The organism is Tsuneonella dongtanensis (genome assembly GCF_001698205.1).
GTDB classification, from domain to species: Bacteria; Pseudomonadota; Alphaproteobacteria; order Sphingomonadales; family Sphingomonadaceae; genus Tsuneonella; species Tsuneonella dongtanensis.
In genome coordinates this window covers 1359139-1381037 of the sequence record NZ_CP016591.1, presented here as the reverse complement: position 1 = coordinate 1381037, position 21899 = coordinate 1359139, and the positions used below count along the sequence as shown (strand labels likewise).

The window sequence follows — 21899 nt, the reverse complement described above, 5'->3', positions numbered from 1 at the left end:
GCGCCACGCCATGGCCCATACCGCCCTCATGCCCATCCCCGGTTCCATCGATCCGGTTCCCGTCGCCCGCGACGTCACTCCGCGCGCCGACGGGAAGATCGACCTGCTGGGCCTCTCCCGCGCGCGCATAACAGCGCTGTTCGAAGACGCCGGCCTCGATGCGAAGGCCGCGAAGCTCCGGGCGAAGCAGGTATTTCACTGGATCTATCACCGCGGCGTCGCCGATTTCGCGGCGATGACCGACATCGCCAAGACCATGCGGCCGTGGCTGGCGGACCGTTTCGTGATCGGCCGCCCCGAGGTGGTGGAGGCCCAGCATTCGACCGACGGCACCCGCAAGTGGCTGCTCCGCACCGCGGACGGGCATGACTTCGAGATGGTTTTCATCCCCGACGCGGACCGCGGCACGCTCTGCGTATCGAGCCAGGTCGGCTGCACGCTCAACTGCCGGTTCTGCCACACCGGCACGATGAAACTCGTACGCAACCTGACGCCCGGTGAGATTGTCGGCCAGGTCATGCTCGCGCGCGACGCTCTCGGCGAATGGCCCAAGGGCAGCATGGCGGGCCTCGACGATGCCGAGGACGAAGGGCACTATTCCTCCGACGGGCGCCTGCTGACCAACATCGTGATGATGGGCATGGGAGAGCCGCTCTACAATTTCGACAACGTCCGCGATGCGCTCAAGCTGGTGATGGATGGCGACGGGCTCGCGCTGAGCAAGCGCCGCATAACCCTCTCGACCAGCGGCGTGGTGCCGATGATGGACAAGTGCGGCGAGGAGATCGGGGTCAACCTCGCAGTCTCGCTGCACGCGGTGACCAAGGAAATCCGCGACGAGATCGTGCCGCTCAACAAGAAGTACGGCATCGACGAACTCCTGTCCGCGTGTGCCGCCTACCCCGGCGCATCGAACGCGAGGCGGATCACGTTCGAATACGTGATGCTGAAAGACAAGAACGACAGCGACGACGACGCGCGCGAACTGGTCCGCCTGATCAAGCAGTACAAGCTGCCCGCCAAGGTCAACCTGATCCCCTTCAACCCGTGGCCGGGCGCGCCCTACGAATGCTCGACGCCCGAGCGGGTGAAGCGGTTTTCGGAAATCGTGTTCGAGCACGGCATCAGCGCCCCGGTGCGCACCCCGCGCGGCCGCGATATCGACGCCGCATGCGGTCAGCTGAAGACCGCCGCCGAGAAAAAGAGCCGCGCCGAACGCGATCACGAAGCTGCGGCAGAGCCCCCTAGCTGAACAGGTCCAGCGAACCGTTGGAAGACACCGTCTCGCAGCGTCCTCCGATCCAGACCGAACCGTCGGCGTCCTGTTCGCATACGACCCGGCCGTCCGCACCTGTCATGCGCCCTTGTGCGGCGACATAGCGGCCGGAAGCGAGGCCGGACGAGAACAGGTGAAGCGCGACACCTGCGTTGAAACTGCCGGTCACCGGGTCCTCTCGCAGCTTGCCGTGCTGATCGGCGAAGAAGGCGCGCAGTTCCCAGTCCACACCCGACCCGGGCTTGCCCGGTGCGGCGAGGCCGACATCGGTTCCGATCGGGGCCTCGGACACCTGGGTGGCGGCCAGGACCTGCTCGGCGCTTTCGAGTCGCAGGAGTATCCATTGCGGTCCGTTGGCGACGTGGACCGCTTCGATGATCGAAGCCGGATCGATGCCTGCCAACCGCGCACACTCGGTGCGCTCCGCGGAATCGAGCGGCCCAGAGCGCGTGAACGGGGGCGCAGCGAGTGCCAATGTCGCGCCGTCTCCGCGTACGTCGACCAGCCCTATGCCGCATTCCTGAACGAAAGTGCCCGGGGTGCGGGGCTTTCCGCCCGCGCGGAGCCAGGCGTGACATGTGCCAAGCGTCGGATGTCCGGCAAACGGCAATTCCCCAGCGGGGTAAAAAATGCGCACCCGGTAGTCTGCGGCCGGAGTCGTCGGCGGCAGGAGGAAGGTCGTTTCCGAGAACCCGAGCCACTGCGTCAGCCGCAGCATGTCCGCATCGCCGAGGTCTTCCGCCCCATGCACGACCGCCAGCGGATTGCCGCTAAGCGGGCCCGAGCCGAAAACGTCCACCAGGTCCAACCGCATCGCCATTCTCCTTGTCGCCTCGACGGATAAATCCGCGAGAGGAGAAGGCCGACAAAGCATTACTACGGTCCGCCAACCGGAACTTGTCGCTGCGAAGGCTCGTGTCGTCGCTATCGAGGAATCGAGGAGCTACGTTCAGCGAGCGTTCGGGCGGACAAGCGAAAGGCGCGAAAACAGTTTTTGCCAACTCGGGTCTAGAAGGACAGGGACATGAAGAAGATCATCCTCGCAATCGCCGCCGTCGGCATGACCGCGACCGCCACTCCCGCGATGGCAGACCCGCCGCCGTGGGCGCCGGCGCATGGCAAGCGCGCGAAGCAGGCGTACCAACCCCGCTACTACACGAGCGGCAACGGCATCCGGTACTGGGAAGGCGAGGACGGCCGCTATTACTGCAAGCGCTCGAACGGAACGACCGGCCTCATCGTCGGCGCCGCGGCCGGCGCGCTCGCGGGCCGTGCGATCGATACCCGCGGCGATCGTGCGACGGGGACCATCCTCGGCGCTGCCGCCGGCGCGCTACTGGGTCGCGAACTGACCCGCGGGGAGGTTCGCTGCCGCTGACCTTCACTCTGGATTTGATTGAGCGCGCCGCCCCCCTCCGGGGCGGCGCGTTTTTTGTGGCCCCCATCGTTGCCGGCGTCTTGCCGACGAATCCGCTCACTTCATCGTAGAAACAGGCATACAACGGGGCGTTCATCTGACGTTGTGGACCCGCATCCGATCTCAAGCGTCGACAACCCGAACCAGTCGAAGAGGGAAAGGAAACCCCGATGAACAAGCTTCTCATGGCCGCCGCCGCCACCAGCCTTGCTATCCCCGCCGCTCCCGCCCTGGCGCACGATACCGGATACAGTCACCGCCACCGGGTCGAGAACGGCGTGCAGTACTGGGAGGGCCGTGACGGCCGCTATTACTGCAAGCGTTCCAACGGCACGGTGGGCCTTCTTGTTGGCGGCGCGGCAGGTGCGCTCGTCGGACGTGCCATCGACACCCGTGGCGAGCGCGCGACGGGAACGATCCTGGGTGCCGCCGCCGGCGCGCTGATCGGTCGCGAAATCCAGAAGCGCCGCAGCGAAGCGCGCTGCCGCTGATCTGATTTCGCTAAATAGCGAAGCTTAGGCGCGTCGTCCCACCGGGCGGCGCGCCTTTCGCTTTCCCATTCGTGCGTTCCTGTGCTTTGATGCACGCGATGCCGGCGCCCAACCTCCCCGCAGTCCTGATAACCGGTGGAGCGAAGCGCATAGGCGCGTCCATCGCACGCGCTTTCGGTGCGGCGGGATGGCACGTAGTGATTCACTACGGACACTCGGCCGGGGCTGCCGAGAAACTCGCCGCCGAACTGCCGAGCGCGATCGCGATCCACTGCAATCTGTCCGACGCCGACGCCGCCAAGGATATGGTGGACAGGCTAGCCGCGTACCTCCCCGACTGGCGGGTGCTGGTGAACAACGCGTCGATTTTCGTCCCCGACGACGATGGCGATATCGACATGGAGAAGTTTCGCCGCACGCTGCGGGTCAACGCGGGCAGTCCGGCGCGCATGGCGCAGGCGTTTCTCACACGCGCGAAATCGCAAGGCGGACGGCGGGTCATTCACCTGACCGACCAGAAGATCGCCAATCCGAACCCGGACTTCTTCACCTACACGATGAGCAAGCACGCCCTCGCGGCGACGGTCCCCATGCTCGCGATGGGCACGGCGGGGCCCGGCGACCGCGTCTACAATCTTGCGCCGGGCGCGATCCTGCCGAGCCACGATCAGTCGCCCGAGGAAACGGAAGTCAGCCACCGGCTCAACCTGCTCGAGCGGAGGACCGAAGTGCAGGAGATCGCCGACGCCTGCCTGTTCCTAGCGGAGGGATGGCTCGCGAACGGTGAAACGCTGTTCGTCGACAGCGGCCAGCACCTGCTCGCCCAGCCGCGCGATGTGATCTATCTGGCTCGCGAAGGGGCGGCATGAAGCGCCATGCGCTCTCGACCCGGCTGTGGCACTGGTTGAACCTGTTGTGCGTCGTCATCCTGTTCATGTCGGGCCTGAATATCTCGAATGCCCACCCCCGGCTCTACTGGGGCGGCTGGGGCTATTCCGCCGCCGACGCCTGGCTGATTCTCCCGCGATTCCCCGGCTGGATGACCATTCCCGGCCACTACAGTCTCGCCGGAGCGCGCGAGTGGCACGTCCTGATGGCCTGGCCCTTTGCACTCGGCCTTCTTTTCATGTGGGCGGCGATGCTGCTCAATCGCCACTTCCGGCGCGACCTTGTGACGACTCGGGACGAATGGCGCTGGTCGGCCGTCCGCGCGGATATCGTCAAGCACTTGAGGCTCGACTTCCATCATGAGGGGTCGAAGTTCAACTTCCTCCAGAAGCTGGCCTACGGCCTCGTCCTGGGCGTGCTGCTTCCGGGCATGGTAATCACCGGGATGGGCATCAGCCCGGGCATGGAGCCGCAGCTTTCCTGGTTGATCGATCTGCTCGGCGGGCGGCAATCGGTCCGCTCGCTCCACTTCCTCTTCGCGTGGGCGATCTTCACGTTCTTCGTGCTGCACGTGGCGCTCGTCTTGCTGTCCAACCCGCTCAAGCAACTGCGCGACATGATCACGGGAGGCCGCGATGCAGCGTAGGGGTTTCGTGGCCGGAGCCGCCGCGCTGTTCCTCGGCGCGTGCTCCAAGGTGGCCGACAGCAGCGCCGGACAGTCCTTGTTCCGCGCATCCGAGAAGTGGCACCGCGGTGCGCAGCGGCTGCTGGGGGGCGGTGGCCTCGTCAAGGAATACGACCGCAGCGAGATTTCACCTTTCTTCCGCGGCAACGGATCGCAGACCGTCGACACGCCGGAGTATGCCGCGGCCCAGGCAGCCGGGTTTGCCGACTGGAGGCTCGAGGTGACGGGGCTCGTCACTCATCCGCTCTCGCTCAGCCTCGACAACCTGAGGCGCCTCCCGCAGCGGACGCAGATCACTCGCCACGACTGCGTCGAAGGCTGGAGCGCGATCGGCGAGTGGACCGGACCGCAGCTCTCGTCGATCCTCGAAGGCGCGCAGCTTCTGCCCGAAGCGCGCTTCATCGTGTTTCGCTGCGCCGACACGCTCGGCGGCGCCCGCTACTACGAGAGCATCGATCTCGACGATGCCTTCCACCCGCAGACCATCATCGCCCATGCGCTCAACGGAGAGCCGCTGCCGGTCAGGAACGGCGCGCCGCTGCGCCTGCGCGTCGAGCGGCAACTGGGCTACAAGCATGCCAAGTACCTGACGGGCATCGAAGCAGTCGCCAGTCTCGAAGGGATCGAGGGCGGCAAGGGTGGCTATTGGGAAGATCGCGCCGGTTATCATTGGTACGCGGGAATCTAGGGGGCGCGAATTTCATGTGGTTGCTCGACAAGTTTCTGAAGCAGGGAATCCGCAACGGCCGGCTGACCGTTACCAGCCACGACGGCAAGCAATTCGAATACGGGACCGGCGATGCCGAGCCGATCCGCATCCGCCTGACCGACAAGCGCGCTGCGCATCACATCGCGCGCTATCCGCAGCTGGGCGCGGGAGAGGCGTTCATGTGGGGATGGCTGGTCGTCGAACCGCCGCACGACATCCGTGACCTCCTGCTGTTCGTGACGGCCAATACGAAGAGCCAAGGCGACGCAGCGATCCAGGCGCAGGGCACGTTGCGCAAGGTCGGTGACCGGCTGCTCGCCATGGCCGACAGCGTGAACCCGCGCGGCAAGGCCGCCAAGAACGCAGCGCACACCTACAACCTCACGCGCCGCCTCTACGAATTGTTCCTCGACGAGGACCGTCAGTACACGATGGCCTATTATCGGAGCGATCCCGAGACAACGAGCCTCGAGCAGGCGCAGCTCGACAAGAAGGCGCACCTCGCCGCCAAGATGCACATCGAGCCGGGCATGAAGGTGCTCGATATCGGCTGCGGTTGGGGCGGCTTCGCGCTTTACCTGCACCGGCATTATGGCTGCGAGGTGCTGGGCGTCGCACTCGCCGAGGACCAGATTGCCTTCTGCCGCGAGCGCGCCAAGGCCGAGGGCGTCGCCGACAAGGTGCGGTTCGAACTGATGGACTACCGCGACGTGACGGGAGAATTCGACCGGATCAGCTCGGTCGGCTTGCTCGAACACGTCGGTACGCCTCACTACCCCCAGTTCTACGCCCACACCGCGCGGCTTCTGAAGCCGGACGGGGTGATGATCAGCCACTGCTGCGGGCGGGCGGGCCCGCCCGGACGCACCGATGCCTTCACCCGCAAGTACATCTTCCCCGGCGGCTACATACCGGCCCTCAGCGAACTCGTGTCGGAAAGCGAAAAGGCAGGCTGGCAGGTGATGGACGTGGAGGCGATGCGCTTCCACTACAGCCACACGCTGGAGGAATGGTACAATCGCACGGTGATGCACCGGGACGAGATCGTCGGCCTGTACGACGAGCAGTTCTACCGCATGTGGCTGTTCTACCTCGCGGGCGCCGAGCAGGCCTTTCGCAACGGCAGCCTCGTCAACTGGCAGCTCATCTACGTGAAGGACCGCACCGCCATCCCCATGACGCGCGAGTGGATCGAGGAAGAGAGCGCTCGGCTCCGCGCCGGCGATGTCGCCCCTCAATGGCACCTCGACCCCGCGCTCCGCGAGGCAGCGGAGTAAAAGCGCGCGATGGCCGTCATCGACCGGGTACTCGGACGGCTGGTCACCCGCGGGGTGCTCGAAGTCGTTCATCCGGACGGACGGGTCGCGGTTCACGGCACAACGGAAACTGGCTTCCCTGAAGTGCGAGTCCGCTTCGCGGACGCAAAGGTCGCACGCAACATCCTGCTCGATCCGCGGCTGGGCGCAGCCGAAGCGTTCATGGATGGCCGCCTGATCATCGAGCGTGGCGAGGTCATGGATCTCGTTGCCCTGCTAAGGCTCAACAATCGCTGGGATCACGGCCGCCGGATCGACCGGCCAACCTTTGCACGGCGGCTACGCAATCGCTTCGCTGCAACGCTCGAAGCGATCAACCGCCAGGCCTCGGCGAAAGCGAACGTCGCGCATCACTACGACATCGGCAACGATCTCTATGAGCGGATGCTGGATTCCGAGCACATGCAGTATTCGTGTGCCTACTGGCCGCGCGACGGCATGTCGCTCGGCGAGGCGCAGGAGGCGAAGCTTGCGCACATAGCCGCAAAGCTTGCGCTGGCTCCCGGTCTCCGCGTGCTCGACATCGGCTGCGGGTGGGGCGGAATGGCCATCTACCTCGCGCGTCACGCGGACGTGAAGGTAACGGGCATAACGCTCAGCGAAGAGCAGGCCGCACTCGCCCGGGAGCGGGTCTCGGCTGCCGGAGTATCCGATCGGGTGACGATCGAATTGATCGACTACCGCGACCTCGCCTCGCGCGGCGACAGCTTCGACCGGATCGTTTCGGTGGGGATGTTCGAACACGTTGGCGTCCCGCAGTACGAGACCTTCTTCCGCGCCTGTGCGAACATGCTCGCGCCCGAAGGGGTCATGCTTCTCCACACGATCGGTCGCTTCGGGCCGCCCGGGAAGACCGACGCCTTTACCCGCAAGTACATTTTCCCCGGCGGCTACATCCCGGCGCTCAGCGAGACCTTGGCGGCGAGCGAGAAAGTCCGCCTGATGCAGACCGACATCGAGATCCTGCGCCTCCATTACGCCAGGACTCTGCGTGAATGGTACGCACGCTGCGCGGCGCATCGCGACTACATCGAGAAGGAATACGGCGCCCGCTTCTACCGGATGTGGACGTTCTACCTCGCCGGCGCGACGGCATCTTTCGAAAGCGGCGGGATGTGCAACTTCCAGATCCAGTACATCAGCCGGCGCGAAGCCCTCCCGATCACCCGGGACTACATTGCCGAAGCGGAAGAGCGCCTGCTCGCGGCCGAATTTCGCGAAAGCTAAAACAACCGCTCAGAGCAGGTGAGGCGGAAGCTCCGCCCATTCGCCCATCCCCGAGGTATTCTCCGGCAAGGCATCCAACCGCTCGCGCAGCTTCAAGGTGCGAAATACTTCCCGCGCATTGCGATAAGTCTTGCCCCACCACATGCGCTGGCGAAGTTCCTCCGGGGCGAGGTCGGCTTCGGTCGCGCCCTTTCCACCCATTTCCACCCGCATACCCAGTTCGTTGCGGTAGGCCCCGCCCTGCGCATAGACGCCGCCGAAAGCGAGGTAGTAGAGGAAGCATACGGTCGACATCATCGCAAACTCGTCGACGAAAGCATCGTAGGTGTAATCCGGGTACCGGCGGGTCCTGGCCATGAAAGTATCGTAGAACGCGCGCAGGATGCGGTGCAGGTTTTCTTGCGCATACACCTCGGGCAAAACCGATCCGCTCGTCATCAGATAGGCAAGGTCGGAGGGTATCGGCCCGCGGAAGAGAAGCTGGAAATCGATACACAGCCAGCCGTGGGGATATTCGGAGCGCCCGTCGCAAAAGAACAGGTTGTCGCCGCGCAGGTCACCGTGCGCCAGGGTGCAGGTTGCACCGTTGGCGGGGTGCGCCCCGGCAAAGAACGCATCCGTCTTTCGCGCGAGCGTTTCCGCAAACCGGGGGCCAAGGCACTTGTCCCATGTCGGGCTTCCGACAAGCACCGAATCCATCGTCAACAGGTGATCCATCAACTTGGCGGAGCCCGGGGTCAGAGCCTTCAGGTTGTCGAGATTGTCCCGTGAGGCCCACAGGCCGACATCGAGCGCCTCGAGTTCTTGTGCACGCTCGTCACTGTCCGCCCCCTCCCATGCGACCGCGACATCGACCAGACCCGGGATCATCCGCATGGTCTCGTCGAACGTCAGCTCGGATTCGTGAAGCTTCTGGTCTGCATAGGCACAGGCATCTTCCATGACGAGCGCCCACCGGTCGCGCTCCGCGTCGAAGGCCGCGAGGTGGGTGATCGGCCGCGGATAAAAGCGATCCGCAGGCATCTGGTAGCCCTTGATATCCTTGATGAACATCGCCCGGATATTTTCCTTCGGCGCGATCTCCAGTTCCGGCCAGGCTTTGACCACGAACGAACGCGGGGCCTCCGTCGGCTCCTTGTAGGTGCAATGGACGCGCTTGATGGCCGAGAAATAGCCGGCGGTCATGCCGACTCCCTCTTCGTCCATTCGGACCACTTCGTTGGTCGCCGCGATCGCTTCGTTGCGGCGGAGCACCTGCGTCATGAACGCAGCATCGATGTCTTCAAGACTTTTGGGCAACTCGATCGTTTGGGCGAAACTGGGCATACGGTCCTCCCCCCCGGAAGATGCGCGCCCTGTCTGCTTCCCGTTAACGCCGGCCTGTTCCCGACCAATCGAGCGGGCACTCTAGCACGGTCCCGATCCGCGACCTAGTTCCATCGCGATCTCGCGCTCGGCAAAGGGCGCGTCCATAGCGCCAAGTAATACCGCACGGTCCGCTTCGGACTTGGGTGCCGGGGAGATCGTTTGCGAAAACAGGCGCATGCTGTCGACGTCTCGCCAAACCGCAACGCCCGATGAACTGGCCCTTCGTTTTCGGTCCGATGGTTACGCCATCGTGCGCGGGCTGTTCTCGCCCGACGAGATCGCGGAATTATCTGCAGCGATCGACGAGGTGCACGCCGAAGGAATGTCGCTCGGCAGGAGCTTCCGGTACGGCAACCTCAATTACCGGGTCGACGGCGACGAGGTGCGGATGGTCCAGTGGCCCTCGTACCACAATGTCGTCCTCGACCGCTTCCGCACCGATTATCGCGTGGCCGGGGTGCTCGCGCCACTGATCGGAAGCGAGATCAAGCAGATCATCAACCAGCTCCATTGGAAGAAGCCCGGCGGAAAGGGGGACTTCGCGTTCCACCAGGATTCACGCTTTCGCCGGCCCGACAGCGCCTATCGCAATCTCGCCACGAGCTATGTCCAGACCGGCATCGCGATCGACCCGCATACCCGTCAAAGCGGTGCGATGCGGATACTGCCGGAAAGCCATCTCGGCGGGCCGCTCGAGCTGCCGACCGAAGGCGAGGTGATGAACAGCGTGGTCGAGACCGCCACGCTCGAAGCTGCCGGTCTCGACCCGTCGCACCTGATCGATCTCGAACTCGAGCCGGGCGATCTAGCGATGTGGAGTCCCTATCTCGTCCACGGATCGGGGACCAACAACGCCGACCATTTCCGACGCTTCTACATCAATGGCTACGTCCGCGCGGAGGACTGCGATCGCGGCGAATGGGCCTTTCGGCGGGGCCAGCCGCAGCCGCTCGGCCCGCGGCCCAATCTCGTCCATTTCGAGGAGCTCTACGAGCGACCGGGGCCGCACTTCACTTGAACGACTAGCGCGCGTAGGCTGCGCCGATGACCGAAGCCTATCGCACCCCCGATGATCGCTTCGCGGGACTACCGGATTTTCCGTTTGCTCCGCACTATCATGGCCTCGCCGACGGACTCCGCGTCCATTACCTCGACGAAGGTCCGCGCGATGGCCAGCCGGTGCTGATGATGCACGGCGAGCCGAGCTGGTGCTATCTCTACCGCAAGATGATCCCGCCGGTCGTCGAGGCCGGCTTCAGGGTGCTGGCTCCCGACCTCATCGGGTTCGGCAAGTCCGACAAGCTGACCGCCAAGAACGACTACAGCTATGCCCGCCACGTGGGCTGGATGCGCGAGTGGCTGGAAGCGCTCGACGTGCGCGACGTGATCCTCGCCTGCCAGGACTGGGGTTCGCTGGTCGGCCTGAGGCTGGTCGCGGCAATGCCCGATCGGTTCGCCGGGGTCGTCCTGTCGAACGGCGGCCTGCCAGAGGGGCAGGAGGCGCCGCCCGCGTTCGCGAAGTGGCGCCGGTTCGCTAAGTGGAGTCCTGTCTTTCCGATCGGCGGCATTCTCCAGCGTGCGACGAAGCGGGAACTCTCACCTGCCGAAGTAGCGGCCTATGATGCGCCCTTCCCGACCCGCGCGAGCAAGGCCGGAGCACGCATCTTCCCTTCGCTCGTGCCCCTGGGTCCAAACGAGGCCGTGCCGGACCAAAAGGCAGCGTGGGCCGTGCTCGAGACCTTCGACAAGCCTTTCACCTGCGCTTTTTCGGACGGCGATCCGATAACCCGCGGCGGCGACGCCAATTTTCGCTCTCGGATTCCGGGAGCGGCAAAGGGTGTCCACCGCACCCTCAAGGGCGGGCACTTCATCCAGGAAGACGATCCGGAAGGGTTCGCGGCCGCGATCCTCGATACCGCACGCGCCGCAGCTTAAGCAGGCCAGCGCGCGTTCATCGCCTGCCAGCTGAGCGTGACCAGTTCTTCCAGAACCCCGGCATCGACCTTCTCAAGGCGCTTGATGTAGAGGCACGACTTCCCCGTGGAGTGCGGGCCGAGCCGGTCGAACAGCGCATCGGCCTTCGCTCCGGCATCAATGTCGTCGAAGCTTCCCATCAGGTATACCGTCAGCGCCGCCTTGCGGGGACTGAACCCGCCCCTGCACCAAGTCCCGCTCTGGCCGCTTTCGTAAGTATAGTCGTACGATCCATAACCCACGATCGATGGCCCCCACATTCTAGGGGCCAGGCCGGTGACCCGCCGGTGCAGCGCTTCGATCTCATAGCCTTCGTCCCGTCGGCGGGGGTCGGGCACGGCATCGAGGAAAGCGGCGACATCCGCGCCGGTCGTCGTGGTCTTGAGATCGGTTCCTGCCATCGTGCACTCCCTTGCCGCAGGTGCGAGCATGCCATAGGGGGCGCGCCATACCAATCCGGAGCCTCAGATGTCCGAAATCAGACGCGTCGTCCTCGCCTATTCGGGCGGTCTCGACACCAGCGTGATCCTCAAGTGGCTGCAGGTCACCTACAACTGCGAGGTGGTCACCTTCACCGCCGACCTCGGCCAGGGCGAGGAACTGGAGCCCGCACGCGCCAAGGCCAAGCTGATGGGCGTGCCCGACAAGCACATCTACATTGATGACTTGCGCGAAGAGTTCGTGCGGGACTTCGTGTTTCCGATGATGCGCGCGAATGCCCGGTACGAGGGCGACTACCTGCTCGGCACAAGCATTGCCCGCCCGCTGATTTCCAAGCGCCTGATCGAGATCGCCCGCGAAACCGGCGCCGACGCGATCGCCCACGGTGCCACTGGCAAAGGCAACGACCAGGTCCGCTTCGAGCTGTCGGCCTATGCCCTCGCTCCGGACATCAAGGTCATCGCCCCGTGGCGCGAGTGGGACTTGACCTCCCGCACCGCGCTGATCGCCTGGGCCGAAGCGCACCAGATCCCGGTGCCGAAGGACAAGCGCGGCGAGAGCCCGTTCTCCACCGACGCGAACCTCCTCCACACCTCTTCCGAAGGCAAGGTGCTCGAGGATCCGTGGGAGGAGACGCCCGACTACGTCTACAGCCGGACCGACGATCCCGAAGACGCGCCGGATGCGCCCGAATACATCACGATCGATTTCGAGAAGGGCGACGGCGTAGCCCTCAACGGCGAGGCGATGAGCCCCGCCACCCTGCTCGCCGCGCTCAACGACCTCGGCCGCAAGCACGGCATCGGCCGGCTCGATCTCGTCGAGAACCGCTTCGTCGGCATGAAGAGCCGCGGGATGTACGAGACGCCCGGCGGCGAGATCTACGCCCGGGCGCATCGCGGGATCGAGCAGATCACGCTCGACCGCGGCGCGGCGCACCTCAAGGACGAGCTGATGCCCAAGTACGCTGAGCTCATCTACAACGGCTTCTGGTTCGCCCCCGAGCGCGAGATGCTGCAGGCGGCCATCGACCTCAGCCAGGAAAAGGTCAGCGGGACCGTGCGGCTCAAGCTCTACAAGGGCAGCGCCAGCGTAGTCGGCCGCAAGTCTCCCAACTCGCTCTACTCGGAACGGCACGTCACGTTCGAGGACGACGCCGGAGCATACGACCAGACGGATGCCCAGGGCTTCATCAAGCTCAACGCTCTGCGACTGCGGCTTCTGGCGCAGCGGGACCGCTAGCCGGGCCCGAGATTGCTTGGGCGGCGCTGTCGGCGAAATAATATTTCGCTGGCAGCCGTTGCGACGAACCGTTGAGTTATCCACTCGCGTCCACAGGCAAAACGCTTGTTCGTGGAAAAGTGGCCCTGGTTCACCCTTGCGCGACTCGGTCTGGAAGCGCAGCTTCAGGTCATCGGAAGGGAGCGGAAGCCACTGGACGGACAAGCCTAACGGCCTGAAAGTCCGAAGTTTTCCAAAGCCAACCGAGATGGCGGCGACAGTCCGCGCGGTCTTCGAGATCGCAGTGCAATGGGCTTCGGCCAGGCGCAAGGCGATCGTTCGAGAAGAACGCCAGACAAAGCCACCATCGGCCGGTCATCCGGTCTTCTTGCCGAGGAGGCATCGCAGAGGCTTCGGCCAAAGGGATGCAACCGTTCGAGGCGAAAGACCAATGGAAGTCCGGTCTCGGAACCGCCGGGTGGAACAGGAAAGGATCTTCGGATCCGGACCGACCGCCCGACGGAACCGGATGCCGGTGCGAGCGCCGGTGACAGAGCCTGCCGGAACCGGTCCTCGACCGGGGAAGAACGGCAACGACACTGGGCGCCAAGCGCTTTCTTCGGAAAGACCACGCGCTGGTGAGAGTGGGGTCGACCTTCGGGTCGGCCCCATTTGCATTGGGGCTTTCTGAACCGCGTTCGCCGAGCCTGGCAAGCGCCTCTTCCCAGCGATTTCAATGAGCCTGCCCCGGCATTCCGACTCGGGTCCAGCGGCCATGCCACCGGACGCACGCTGTAGGACAGGCATTTCGACAGCCCGCCCGCAAACATGGTTAACGTTCCCGCACCATACGATGAACGGTGGGGAGTCCGGGGTGAGGCGAGCCCAAGGGGGTGCCGGAGCGCGGTTTCGCCGCGTAAACGGCTCGCCATGGACGGGACCACGACCACATTCGGCCGCAAGGCGCTGCGCACCCTGGTGCTCGCCGCCGCGTTGGCCTTCCCCGTGTCGGCGAGCGCGCCGGCGCTGGCGGGCGACGAGGTTGATGCCTTCGCCGCCAGCTTTGCCGGGATGGATGCCCCCGCCGCGCACCGCAAGGCTGCCGACGCGGTCGACATCACGACGATCGATCCGGCTAACGAGCTGGGCACGCCGGGTCTCGGCGACCCGATCGGCGCGGGCGTCGCCAGCTACTATGCCGACAAGTTCAACGGTCGCCGGACGGCCAGCGGCGAGGCGTTCAGCAACAGCGCGTTGACCGCGGCGCACCGTTCGCTTCCCTTCGGCAGCAAGGTCCGCGTGACCAACCCGGCCAACGGCAAGTCGGTCGTGGTCCGCATCAACGATCGCGGGCCGTTCCACGGCGGCCGGGTGATCGACCTCAGCAAGTCCGCGGCGAGCCAGCTCGGCATCGTCCAGCGCGGCCACGGCCGGGTCGAGCTCGCCCTCGTCGACTGACGCGTCCGGCCACCGCGCCGGGCACCCCTCCTTCCCAATCCCGACCACCGCGCTAGGATAGCGCCGGGTCGCGCCCACGGTGGGAGCGGGCGATGTCGGGGTTCGAGTTCGCGTTCAGCCTGTTCGGGCTGGTGCTGGGTCTGGCGATGGCCGAGGTGCTGGCGGGGTTCGTGCGGGTCCTCAAGGCGCGGACCGAAAGTGCCAACAAGCGCCGCAAGATCCGCATCGGCTGGATGACCCCCACCCTCGGCGCGATCGTGATCGTCGACCTCGTCACCGCATGGAACCTCGCTTGGCGCACCCTGCAGGAGGTGGAGGTCAGCGTGCCGGTCCTCTTCGCCGGGATGATCGAGACCGGGCTCTACTTCATCGCCGCGAGCCTCGTGTGGCCCGACGACGCGAAGGACTGGGCGGACCTCGACAACTGGTTCGACCGGCACAAGGCGCAGATCGGCGCGTGCCTGTGCGGGGCGAGCCTGGGCTTCTGGCTGCTCTACAACGCCAGCGGCATCTACAGCGGCTTCCCGCCCGCGCTTGCGCCCTACGTCATCGCCTGCGCGGCGCTGGTCTTCACCCGCACCCGCCGCCAGAGCGCAGCGGCGCTCGCGGTGCTGGCCGGATGCCTGACCTGGGTCGTGGGCATCAGCACGCTGGAGCTGATGGACTGGCTGCCTGGGATCACCGGAGGGCTCGTGCCCGCATCGCAATAGCCGCGCAGCGGCCGGTCAGGCCGCGCCGGGATCGTCGTCGGCGCCAAACCTGCGCGCGATTCCCTCGCTCAGCGGCCAGGCGACCGCGAGGGTCGTGACGATGGCGATGGCGACGATGAGGGTTTCGGACACAGGAAGCTCCCGGAAGCGGACGGGAGCACATACGAGGCGTCTCTCTGTCGCGGCGTGGCCAATGGGTCAGGTGCCGCGATGGCCCCGCTATAGGGTCCGCCGATGAACGCAGCGTGACACCCTGCCCCGCGCCCGCCGGTCAGAAGTCATCGCTCCCCTCGTCGTGGTAGTGCCATTCGTCGGGGTCCCCGCCCTCGGGCGTGGGGACGACCAGCCACCAGCGCTCCACCCCGGCCTCGAAGGCGGACATCTGCTCGGCCTCGACGTCGTCGCGGGCGTGGCCGGGGAAGTCCCCCAGGCCCGGCGCGTCGTCCGGCCGCGCGGCCTCGAAGCGCTGGATGCGATTGCCGAGCCACTGGCAATCCTTCGCCGTCAGCACCGCGTCCTCGTCGAGACACGGCCCGCCGCAGTCGGGGCACGGCACGAACGCCGCCTCCTCCGCCCGCCGCGCGGCGCGTGCGGCGGCCGCTTTCGCCGTGGGGCTGTCACACCTGTCACACAGTCCAGGGGAGAAAGTCGGCGCCTCCCCTTCCCCGCCGTTCTCGGGAGCAGCATCGGCCGCGATCGGAAGCGCCTCGCCGCAGTCGGGGCAGACCGGCGCGGGATCGTCGATCCCCGCCTCGAACCGCTCGAGCGCGCCCTCGTAGTCGTCGGCGAAGGCGCGGGTGCGCGCGTCCTCGGTGAGGCGGTCGAGCCGCGCGAGGTGGGCGAGCAGCAGCCGGGAATCGTAGCGCACGCGGCGGCCGACCTCCTCGCCCCGGAACCAGACGACTTCCTCCACCCCGTCGATCGCGCGGGCGGCGAGCACGTCCTCGTGCAGCGCGCGGGCGGAGAGCAACGCGGCATCCCACGCCCGCCGGAACCCCGCATTCGCGCGCCGCTCGCGATAGACGGTGCGATAGGACACGCCGATCGACGCCGCCGACGGCCGCACCGCCCCGCTCGCCGCGAGCGCATGGAGAAAGGCCACCTGCCGCTCGCGGGTGAAGACCGAGCGCGGGTCCTCGGGCGCATCGGCCAACGCGGCGATGGAATGCGAGAGCCTATCCTCCCCGGCACGGGGAGGGGGACCATCCGCAGGATGGTGGAGGGGCACACCCCGCTGGTGAGACCCCTCTCCCCGCTCATCCTGAGCTTGTCGGAAACGTAGCTGATCCGCAGGATCAACGACCGGCTCCCACCCCCGCCCCGCGGGAGAGGAGAGCCCGCGCGCGCGCCAGTCATGGGAGGGGGTGCCGGGTTCGTGCCCACCCCCAGCCCCTCCCGCCTGCGGGAGGGGAGCGAGACTTTCCGAGCCGCAGGCGAGGTTAGTCGCAGCGGGGTGGGCCTCGACGAGATCGGGAAGATGCCCCGCCAAGGTGAACTTGTCTGGCGCAGAGGCCGCGGCGACCGACGGGCGTGACCCGGCGGCGGAGGGTGCGAGAGGATGCATGGGACGGTCCAATCATGGAGAGCTGGACCGCGCTATGTATCCGGGATGGGGGCCTGTAGGAAAATGGAAAAGGTGGTCTTGTGATTTGTGCCTCGTTCCCTCAGAGTCTCCGAGAAGAGACACAACGAGCTCGAGTAACTTTGATGAACCCTTCCCCTACAAGCTCTGCAATTGCATCAGCAAGCTCTGCGATTGGAGATACGATCGGCAAAAAGATCGGGGAAGCTATCATCCGAAGTGGTTCGAAAATTCTCGACAAAGCAAAGGTTTCTTTGGAGGTTGGATTTCGACCATATCTCGAGAAAAACTACGCAAGATGCCGATATTATAAGACTCTCCTAGATCCCTATGAACCCTGCGATCTTGAGGCAACCTATATCAATGTGAAGCTGCACCTCAAAGGTCGAACAGCGGCGGAGATTGTCGAAGATACGAAGCTGATTAATCGGTTTTTAGACGGCGAGAAATTCGTCGTCACCGGCTTGGCCGGGTGTGGAAAGAGCATGCTCATGAAGAGTGCGGTTCTTCGAACCTACGGCTCCTCAAACAGCTTACCACTTTTCTTCGAACTCAGAAAGCTAAATGGCTTAAAGAATGTCGATCTCGTTGAGCAAATTCACGAGGATTGCTCTCAGGACGGGAAGGAAGTTTCTTTCGGCCAGTTTAAGTTGGCTCTCAGGTCGGGTCTCTTTGCACTGATCCTCGACGGATTTGATGAAATCGAGTACGATCAACGCAAAGACATATCCGAGCAGATCATTGAGTTCACGACAAATTATCCCCAATGCCCGATTATCATTTCCAGTCGGCCGGATAATGATGTCTTCGGGAGTTGGTCTGAATTTAAGGTGTTCGAAGTAGAGAAATTTGACAAGCGCCAAACGCTGGCTCTTATTGACAAGGCGAAATATGATGAAGGAGTGCGAAAGCGCTTCAAGGAAGCTTTAGAAGATCGACTATTTAAAACGCATGGTAGTTTTCTTCAAAGCCCTCTTCTTACAATCATAATGATGTTCACATTTGAAGAATTCGCAGAAATTCCGACTAAAATGCACGCCTTCTACGCACGTGCTTTTGACACCCTTTTTCAGAAGCATGATGCCGACAAAGATCAGTTTGTTCGAAAAATACGCACCGGTCTCTCGCGCGAAGACTTTAAACTGACGTTGTCCTGCTTTTGTGCCATAAGCTATCTAGCCGAGAAATTCTCGTTCAACGCCGATGAACTTAATAAGTTTGTTGGAGAAGGAATTAACTACGCGAAAAACGTTTCGCCAAATGTCGAACCTTCCAGCGTCGATTTCATTCAAGACTTAAGAGACGCCGTCTGCCTTATCCAAGAAGATGGCCTTAATTTCGTTTTTGTACATCGGTCTTTTCAAGAGTACTTTACTGCAGTTTTTCTTGATAAAGTGCATGAGTCACGAATCAAAGCTCTCGGCGATAGACTGGCTACGCGATTCAACGATGACGTCCTCCCCATGTCGCTAGATATGAGCCGAGAGAAGATGGAGCAAAACTGGCTAATACCGAATTTGGATTTTTATATCGATTTTCTCGGTTCACGGACTGGCAGAAAAAATACCGCCACCGTTTTCAAAGGTCTTCTTGGACAGCCATATATTTTCCGAGAACGTATATATGAGAAAAAGGAAAGTAAGGATAGAATTCAATTTACGTTTACAGATTTGCCAAGTGAAACATTAGGACCTTTGGAAATAATTTGCGTTACAGAACCGAAGCTAGTTGGCGCGGCGTTCCTTATAAAATCTGTCCGCCAATTGACTGTGGAGAATGCACGAAGAGTCCTGCTTAAAGAACAGTATGCGAGACGAAAGTCCTACGCGACTTGGCGAAATCTGCTTCAGCCAATCGCTGACAACAGACAGCCACCGACGATCCGTTTCCCGATCACTGCTGCAGATGACTGGTGGCTAAACGAACTCGGTTTCGACGAGACTTTTGATGAGCTTGCGTCAATCCTGACCGTGATTAAACGAGATGTCGAACGACGCGTTGAGAACCGTAGAAAATTGCTCGATGACCTAATTGGCTGAGACGGCACTTGTTGGTGTCACTTTCGTTCCACTCACGCCGCTGTTATCAACATCATTCGCTCCGAATGCCCATCCGGAAAGCTCTGTCCATTCACCGCGACAGCCTCACCGCTGCTGCGCGTTGACTTCGCTCAGAAAGGCTTAAGTCCGATCGCCACCCCAACCTACGCCGGGGCAGTCTGCAATTGCCGCTCCAGCATCGGCGCGAGGTAGGAGCCGGTGAACGACCGCTTCACCTTGGCGACCTGCTCGGGTGTCCCTTCGGCGATCACCTCCCCGCCCCGCACGCCGCCCTCGGGGCCAAGGTCCACGATCCAGTCCGCCGTCTTGATCACATCGAGGTTGTGCTCGATCACCACGACTGAGTTGCCCTGGTCGACCAGCCGCTGGAGCACTTCGAGGAGCTTGCGGACGTCCTCGAAGTGGAGGCCGGTGGTCGGCTCGTCGAGGATGTAGAGCGTCTGCCCGGTGCTGCGGCGGCTGAGTTCCTTGGCGAGCTTCACCCGCTGCGCCTCGCCGCCCGACAGCGTGGTCGCCTGCTGTCCGACCTTGACGTAGCCGAGACCGACCTCGTTCAGCATGTGCATCTTGTCGCGGATCGGGGGGACGGCCTTGAAGAACTCCTCCGCGTCCTCGATCGTCATGTCGAGCACGTCGGCGATGGAGTGGCCCTTGAACTTCACCTCCAGCGTCTCGCGGTTGTAGCGCTTGCCGTGGCATTCCTCGCACGTGACGTAGACGTCGGGCAGGAAGTGCATCTCGATCTTGATCAGGCCATCGCCCTGGCACGCCTCGCACCGGCCGCCCTTGACGTTGAAGCTGAAGCGCCCCGCCTTGTACCCGCGCGCCTGGCTTTCGGGGAGGCCCGCGAACCAGTCGCGGATCTGGGTGAAGGCGCCGGTGTAGGTCGCCGGGTTGGAGCGCGGGGTGCGGCCGATCGGCGACTGGTCGATCTCGATCACCTTGTCGCACAGCTCCAGCCCAGTGACCTTGTCGTGCGGGCCGGCGATCACCCGCGCGCCGTTCAGCTGCCGCGCGGCGGCGGCGTAGAGCGTGTCGATGGTGAAGCTCGACTTGCCCGAGCCCGATACGCCGGTGATGCAGCAGAACGTGCCGAGCGGGATGCTGGCGGTGACGTTGTTGAGGTTGTTCGCCCGCGCGCCGTGGACGGTGATCGCGTGCCCGTTGCCCTTGCGGCGGGTCCTCGGCACCGCGATCTCGCGCCGGCCGGTGAGGTAGTCGGCGGTGAGGCTGTTCTTCGCCTTGAGCACCTGCTTCAGCGTGCCCTGCGCCACCACCTCGCCCCCGTGGACGCCCGCGCCCGGGCCAAGGTCGACCACGTGGTCGGCGGCGCGGATCGCGTCCTCGTCGTGCTCGACCACGATCACCGTGTTGCCGAGGTCGCGCAGGCGCTTCAAGGTTTCGAGCAGCCGGTCGTTGTCGCGCTGGTGGAGGCCGATGCTGGGCTCGTCGAGCACATAGAGTACGCCCGACAGGCCGCTGCCGATCTGGCTGGCGAGGCGGATGCGCTGGCTCTCCCCGCCCGACAGGGTGCCGCTGGTGCGATCGAGGTTGAGGTAGTCGAGCCCGACGTTGTCGAGGAAGCCCAGCCGCTCGTTGATCTCCTTCAGGATCGCGCGGGCGATCTGGTTCTGGGTGTCGGTGAGCTGGTCGGGGAGCGCGAGGAACCAGTCCTTCGCGGCCGTCACGCTCATCTGCGTGGGCGTGGCGATGTCGGTGCCGGCGATCTTTACGCTCAATGCCTTGTCGTTGAGGCGCTTGCCGCCGCAGGTCTCGCAGGCCTGCGCGGTCTGGTACTTGCCCAGCTCCTCGCGCATCCACGCGCTCTCGGTCTGCAGCATGCGGCGGTTGAGGTTGCCGATCACCCCCTCGAACGCCTTGCGCACGGTGTATTCCTTGCGCCCGTCCTTGAAGGTGAGCGGCACCGCCTTGCCCTTGGTACCGAACAGAATGACGTCCTGGTTCGCCTCGCCCAGGTCTTCCCACGGGGTGGTGAGATCGAACCCGTATTCCTTGGCGAGGGAACTCAGCACCTGCATGTAATAGGGCGACGGCGGGTTTGACTTCGCCCACGGCACCACTGCGCCCTGCTTGAGGGTCAGGTGCTCGTTCGGCACCACGAGCTGCGGGTCGAACAGCAGCTTCTCGCCGAGCCCGTCGCACGCCGGACACGCGCCCTGCGGGGCATTGAAGCTGAAGAGGCGCGGCTCAACCTCCTCGATGGTGAAGCCGCTGACCGGGCAGGCGAACTTCTCGGAGAAGACGATGCGGTTGGCGGGAAGCCCCGCGCCCTTCATCGCGCCCCCGGCGGCGTCCTCGTCTTCCCGCCCCGGCACGACGCCGTCGGCGAGGTCGAGATAGACCAGCCCTTCGGCGAGCTTCAGCGCCTGTTCGAAGCTGTCGGCGAGGCGGGTCTCGATTCCCTCCTTCACCGCTATGCGATCGACGACGACCTCGATGTCGTGCTTGTACTTCTTGTCGAGCGCGGGGGCTTCCTCAATCGGGTACATCTCGCCGTCGATGCGCACGCGGGTGAAGCCCGCCTTCTGCCACTCCGCGAGCTCCTTGCGGTACTCGCCCTTGCGCCCGCGCACGACGGGGGCGAGCAGGTAGGCGCGCGTGCCCTCGGGCAGAGTCATCACGCGGTCGACCATGTTGGACACGGTCTGCGCCTCGATCGGCAGGCCGGTCGCGGGCGAGTACGGCACCCCCACACGCGCCCACAGCAGGCGCATGTAGTCGTAGATCTCGGTGACGGTCGCCACGGTCGAGCGCGGATTGCGGCTGGTCGTCTTCTGCTCGATGGATATGGCAGGCGAGAGCCCGTCGATATGCTCGACATCGGGCTTCTGCATCATCTCGAGGAACTGCCGCGCATAGGCGCTTAGGCTCTCGACGTACCGTCGCTGCCCCTCCGCATAGATCGTGTCGAACGCCAGGCTCGACTTGCCCGAGCCGCTGAGGCCCGTGATCACGATCAGCGAGTCCCGGGGCAGGTCGATATCGACGCCCTTGAGGTTGTGCTCGCGGGCGCCGCGGACGGATATGGTCGTAAGAGACATGGAGGTGGCGTGTT

At 64.1% G+C, this 21899-nt stretch carries 19 protein-coding genes; 14 read left to right on the top strand and 5 right to left on the bottom strand.

Features of this window, described 5'->3' with window-relative positions; all coding sequences use genetic code 11:
* Positions 1-10 precede the first annotated feature (10 nt).
* Positions 11-1252, top strand: coding sequence for a dual-specificity RNA methyltransferase RlmN (gene rlmN / locus A6F68_RS06650; RefSeq protein ID WP_067682213.1), 1242 nt, complete (start codon positions 11-13; stop codon positions 1250-1252).
* Here rlmN and A6F68_RS06645 read toward each other — a convergent pair.
* On the bottom strand, positions 1245-2090 hold the full coding sequence (locus A6F68_RS06645; protein ID WP_084001901.1) for a PhzF family phenazine biosynthesis protein: 846 nt from the start codon (positions 2088-2090) through the stop codon (positions 1245-1247). The genes rlmN and A6F68_RS06645 overlap by 8 nt on opposite strands.
* A 210-nt stretch (positions 2091-2300) precedes the next feature.
* Here A6F68_RS06645 and A6F68_RS06640 point away from each other — a divergent pair, with 210 nt between their 5' ends.
* From A6F68_RS06640 to A6F68_RS06610, 7 genes are all read left to right on the top strand, one after another.
* A complete protein-coding gene (locus A6F68_RS06640; protein ID WP_067677614.1) occupies positions 2301-2654 on the top strand; it encodes a glycine zipper 2TM domain-containing protein in 354 nt (117 codons plus the stop codon).
* Positions 2655-2863: 209 nt separating this feature from the next.
* Positions 2864-3184 (top strand): glycine zipper 2TM domain-containing protein, encoded by a 321-nt coding sequence (locus tag A6F68_RS06635; protein ID WP_198152698.1) that lies wholly within the window; start codon positions 2864-2866, stop codon positions 3182-3184.
* 98 nt (positions 3185-3282) lie between these two features.
* A complete protein-coding gene (locus A6F68_RS06630; RefSeq protein ID WP_157096774.1) occupies positions 3283-4053 on the top strand; it encodes an SDR family oxidoreductase in 771 nt (256 codons plus the stop codon).
* Complete coding sequence (locus A6F68_RS06625) at positions 4050-4718, top strand: cytochrome b/b6 domain-containing protein (RefSeq protein WP_067677611.1); 669 nt, start codon at positions 4050-4052, stop codon at positions 4716-4718. Before A6F68_RS06630 ends, A6F68_RS06625 begins: the two co-directional genes overlap by 4 nt.
* Positions 4708-5445 carry a molybdopterin-dependent oxidoreductase gene (locus tag A6F68_RS06620; RefSeq protein WP_067677609.1) on the top strand — a complete coding sequence of 246 codons (738 nt, stop codon included), beginning with the start codon at positions 4708-4710 and terminating at the stop codon, positions 5443-5445. The genes A6F68_RS06625 and A6F68_RS06620 overlap by 11 nt, the downstream gene beginning before the upstream one ends.
* Positions 5446-5459: 14 nt before the next feature.
* Positions 5460-6743: an SAM-dependent methyltransferase gene (locus tag A6F68_RS06615; protein ID WP_067677606.1), complete on the top strand. Its 1284-nt coding sequence runs from the start codon at positions 5460-5462 to the stop codon at positions 6741-6743.
* Between the two features lie 9 nt (positions 6744-6752).
* A complete protein-coding gene (locus tag A6F68_RS06610; RefSeq protein WP_067677604.1) occupies positions 6753-8009 on the top strand; it encodes an SAM-dependent methyltransferase in 1257 nt (418 codons plus the stop codon).
* 9 nt (positions 8010-8018) lie between these two features.
* On the opposite strand, the gene A6F68_RS06605 is transcribed toward A6F68_RS06610, so the two are convergent.
* The gene (locus A6F68_RS06605; protein WP_067677602.1) at positions 8019-9335 is read right to left on the bottom strand and encodes an oxidoreductase family protein; all 1317 of its coding nucleotides are present in this window, start codon (positions 9333-9335) and stop codon (positions 8019-8021) included.
* Positions 9336-9552: 217 nt separating this feature from the next.
* Here A6F68_RS06605 and A6F68_RS06600 point away from each other — a divergent pair, with 217 nt between their 5' ends.
* Positions 9553-10395 (top strand): phytanoyl-CoA dioxygenase family protein, encoded by an 843-nt coding sequence (locus A6F68_RS06600; protein WP_067677599.1) that lies wholly within the window; start codon positions 9553-9555, stop codon positions 10393-10395.
* A 26-nt stretch (positions 10396-10421) separates the two neighbouring features.
* On the top strand, positions 10422-11312 hold the full coding sequence (locus A6F68_RS06595; RefSeq protein WP_067677596.1) for a haloalkane dehalogenase: 891 nt from the start codon (positions 10422-10424) through the stop codon (positions 11310-11312).
* On the opposite strand, the gene A6F68_RS06590 is transcribed toward A6F68_RS06595, so the two are convergent.
* On the bottom strand, positions 11309-11752 hold the full coding sequence (locus A6F68_RS06590; protein WP_067677593.1) for a DUF1801 domain-containing protein: 444 nt from the start codon (positions 11750-11752) through the stop codon (positions 11309-11311). The genes A6F68_RS06595 and A6F68_RS06590 overlap by 4 nt on opposite strands.
* Positions 11753-11819: 67 nt before the next feature.
* On the opposite strand from A6F68_RS06590, the gene A6F68_RS06585 reads away from it, so the two are divergent.
* The 3 genes from A6F68_RS06585 to A6F68_RS06575 all read left to right on the top strand — a co-directional run bounded on the left by A6F68_RS06585 (position 11820) and on the right by A6F68_RS06575 (position 15181).
* Positions 11820-13034 (top strand): argininosuccinate synthase, encoded by a 1215-nt coding sequence (locus A6F68_RS06585; RefSeq protein ID WP_067677586.1) that lies wholly within the window; start codon positions 11820-11822, stop codon positions 13032-13034.
* Positions 13035-13943: 909 nt separating this feature from the next.
* A complete protein-coding gene (locus tag A6F68_RS06580; protein ID WP_067677583.1) occupies positions 13944-14471 on the top strand; it encodes a septal ring lytic transglycosylase RlpA family protein in 528 nt (175 codons plus the stop codon).
* 92 nt (positions 14472-14563) lie between these two features.
* The gene (locus A6F68_RS06575; RefSeq protein ID WP_067677581.1) at positions 14564-15181 is read left to right on the top strand and encodes a hypothetical protein; all 618 of its coding nucleotides are present in this window, start codon (positions 14564-14566) and stop codon (positions 15179-15181) included.
* Positions 15182-15452: 271 nt separating this feature from the next.
* Here A6F68_RS06575 and A6F68_RS06570 read toward each other — a convergent pair whose 3' ends face one another.
* Positions 15453-16409: a hypothetical protein gene (locus A6F68_RS06570; protein ID WP_157096677.1), complete on the bottom strand. Its 957-nt coding sequence runs from the start codon at positions 16407-16409 to the stop codon at positions 15453-15455.
* A gap of 479 nt (positions 16410-16888) precedes the next feature.
* On the opposite strand from A6F68_RS06570, the gene A6F68_RS06565 reads away from it, so the two are divergent.
* The gene (locus A6F68_RS06565; RefSeq protein WP_084001736.1) at positions 16889-18802 is read left to right on the top strand and encodes an NACHT domain-containing protein; all 1914 of its coding nucleotides are present in this window, start codon (positions 16889-16891) and stop codon (positions 18800-18802) included.
* Positions 18803-18966: 164 nt separating this feature from the next.
* On the opposite strand, the gene uvrA is transcribed toward A6F68_RS06565, so the two are convergent.
* Positions 18967-21885 (bottom strand): excinuclease ABC subunit UvrA, encoded by a 2919-nt coding sequence (uvrA, locus tag A6F68_RS06560; protein ID WP_067677562.1) that lies wholly within the window; start codon positions 21883-21885, stop codon positions 18967-18969.
* Between the last annotated feature and the right edge of the window lie 14 nt (positions 21886-21899).

What these genes read in the sequence shown, in the direction of transcription:
- A6F68_RS06620 (WP_067677609.1), top strand. Translation starts at nt 4,708, where the DNA reads ATGCAGCGTAGGGGTTTCGTGGCCGGAGCCGCCGCGCTGTTCCTCGGC.
- A6F68_RS06630 (WP_157096774.1), top strand. Translation starts at nt 3,283, where the DNA reads ATGCCGGCGCCCAACCTCCCCGCAGTCCTGATAACCGGTGGAGCGAAG.
- A6F68_RS06585 (WP_067677586.1), top strand. Translation starts at nt 11,820, where the DNA reads ATGTCCGAAATCAGACGCGTCGTCCTCGCCTATTCGGGCGGTCTCGAC.
- A6F68_RS06625 (WP_067677611.1), top strand. Translation starts at nt 4,050, where the DNA reads ATGAAGCGCCATGCGCTCTCGACCCGGCTGTGGCACTGGTTGAACCTG.
- A6F68_RS06600 (WP_067677599.1), top strand. Translation starts at nt 9,553, where the DNA reads ATGCTGTCGACGTCTCGCCAAACCGCAACGCCCGATGAACTGGCCCTT.
- A6F68_RS06645 (WP_084001901.1), bottom strand. Translation starts at nt 2,090, where the DNA reads ATGCGGTTGGACCTGGTGGACGTTTTCGGCTCGGGCCCGCTTAGCGGC.
- A6F68_RS06640 (WP_067677614.1), top strand. Translation starts at nt 2,301, where the DNA reads ATGAAGAAGATCATCCTCGCAATCGCCGCCGTCGGCATGACCGCGACC.
- A6F68_RS06580 (WP_067677583.1), top strand. Translation starts at nt 13,944, where the DNA reads ATGGACGGGACCACGACCACATTCGGCCGCAAGGCGCTGCGCACCCTG.
- A6F68_RS06615 (WP_067677606.1), top strand. Translation starts at nt 5,460, where the DNA reads ATGTGGTTGCTCGACAAGTTTCTGAAGCAGGGAATCCGCAACGGCCGG.
- rlmN (WP_067682213.1), top strand. Translation starts at nt 11, where the DNA reads ATGGCCCATACCGCCCTCATGCCCATCCCCGGTTCCATCGATCCGGTT.
- A6F68_RS06565 (WP_084001736.1), top strand. Translation starts at nt 16,889, where the DNA reads ATGAACCCTTCCCCTACAAGCTCTGCAATTGCATCAGCAAGCTCTGCG.
- A6F68_RS06595 (WP_067677596.1), top strand. Translation starts at nt 10,422, where the DNA reads ATGACCGAAGCCTATCGCACCCCCGATGATCGCTTCGCGGGACTACCG.
- A6F68_RS06590 (WP_067677593.1), bottom strand. Translation starts at nt 11,752, where the DNA reads ATGGCAGGAACCGATCTCAAGACCACGACGACCGGCGCGGATGTCGCC.
- uvrA (WP_067677562.1), bottom strand. Translation starts at nt 21,885, where the DNA reads ATGTCTCTTACGACCATATCCGTCCGCGGCGCCCGCGAGCACAACCTC.
- A6F68_RS06575 (WP_067677581.1), top strand. Translation starts at nt 14,564, where the DNA reads ATGTCGGGGTTCGAGTTCGCGTTCAGCCTGTTCGGGCTGGTGCTGGGT.
- A6F68_RS06605 (WP_067677602.1), bottom strand. Translation starts at nt 9,335, where the DNA reads ATGCCCAGTTTCGCCCAAACGATCGAGTTGCCCAAAAGTCTTGAAGAC.
- A6F68_RS06610 (WP_067677604.1), top strand. Translation starts at nt 6,753, where the DNA reads ATGGCCGTCATCGACCGGGTACTCGGACGGCTGGTCACCCGCGGGGTG.
- A6F68_RS06635 (WP_198152698.1), top strand. Translation starts at nt 2,864, where the DNA reads ATGAACAAGCTTCTCATGGCCGCCGCCGCCACCAGCCTTGCTATCCCC.